General features: G+C 68.8%; 1 protein-coding gene. It reads right to left on the minus strand.

All coding sequences use genetic code 11. The features are described from left to right. Window positions 1-1,472: 1-deoxy-D-xylulose-5-phosphate synthase (gene dxs / locus OXQ95_RS18595; protein WP_267383115.1), on the minus strand; the 1,472-nt coding region annotated here is incomplete at both ends.

Raw genomic sequence — 1,472 nt, forward strand, 5'->3', positions numbered from 1 at the left:
TCCGCCACCGTCGTCGACAGCCCGCGCGCCTCGAGCTGGTCCGCCGCCTTCAGCGCCTCCTCCAGCCGCGTGCCGAGGCTCAGGATCGCCACCGCATGCCCCTCGCGCACGATCCGGCCCTTGCCGATCGCGAGCCGCTCGGGCGTCTCGGGCAGCGCCACGCCCGTGCCGTTCCCGCGCGGGTAGCGCAGCGCGATCGGCCCGCTGTCGTGAAGTGCGGCGGTGTGCGTCATGTGCACCAGCTCGGCCTCGTCGGCCGCCGCCATCACCACGAAGTTCGGCAGCGTGGCGAGGTACGTCACGTCGAAGCTGCCCGCATGCGTCGCCCCATCCGCCCCCACCAGCCCGGCGCGGTCGATCGCGAAGCGGACGGCCAAGTTCTGGATCGCGACGTCGTGCACCACCTGGTCGTACGCGCGCTGGAGGAACGTCGAATAGATCGCGCAGAACGGCCGCATCCCCTCGGCCGCGAGCCCTGCGGCAAAGGTCACGCCGTGCTGCTCGGCGATGCCCACGTCGAAGAAGCGGTCCGGAAAGGTCTTGGCAAACGCATCGAGGCCAGTGCCCGACGGCATCGCCGCGGTGATCGCGCAGATCCGCGGATCGCTCTCCGCCTCCTTGACGAGCTGCGCGCCGAAGACGTTCTGGTACTGCGGCGGCCCCGGCGGGGCTTTCGCCTGCACGCCCGAGACCACGTCGAACTTCTGCACGCCGTGATATTTGTCCGCCGCCGCCTCAGCCGGCGCATAGCCCTTGCCCTTCTTGGTCACGACATGGACGAGGATCGGCCCCTCCTCGGCATCGCGGACATTCTCCAGCACCGGGATCAGGTGATCGAGATTGTGCCCGTCGATCGGGCCGACATAGTAGAAGCCCAGCTCCTCGAAGAGCGTGCCGCCCATCGTCATCCCGCGCGCGAACTCGTCGGTCTTGCGCAGCCCTTCCGAAAACGGCCGCGGCAGTTTCCTGGCGAACCGCTTCAGCAGCTCGCGCACGCCGAGAAACTCGCGGCTCGACACCATCCGGCTGAGATAGGCCGACAAGCCCCCCACCGGCGGCGCGATCGACATGTCGTTGTCGTTCAGGATCACGACCAGCTTGTTGCCCGCCTGCGCGGCGTTGTTCATCGCCTCGTACGCCATGCCCGCCGACATCGCGCCGTCGCCGATCACCGCGATGCCGCGGCCCGGCCGGTCCGCCAGCTTGTTCGCCACCGCAAAGCCCAAGGCCGCCGAGATCGAGGTCGACGAATGCGCCGCGCCGAACGGATCGTATTCGCTCTCGCTCCGCTTGGTGAAGCCCGAGAGCCCCCCGCCCTGGCGCAGCGTCCGGATCCGGTCCCGCCTGCCGGTCAGGATCTTGTGCGGATAGCATTGGTGGCCGACGTCCCACACCAGCTTGTCCACCGGCGTGTCGAACACATAATGGATCGCCGTCGTCAGCTCGACCACGCCCAGCCCCGAACCCAGATG

Origin of the sequence: Sphingomonas sp. GC_Shp_6, from assembly GCF_026540835.1 — a bacterium.
In the GTDB taxonomy this organism is placed as follows: domain Bacteria; phylum Pseudomonadota; class Alphaproteobacteria; order Sphingomonadales; family Sphingomonadaceae; genus Sphingomonas.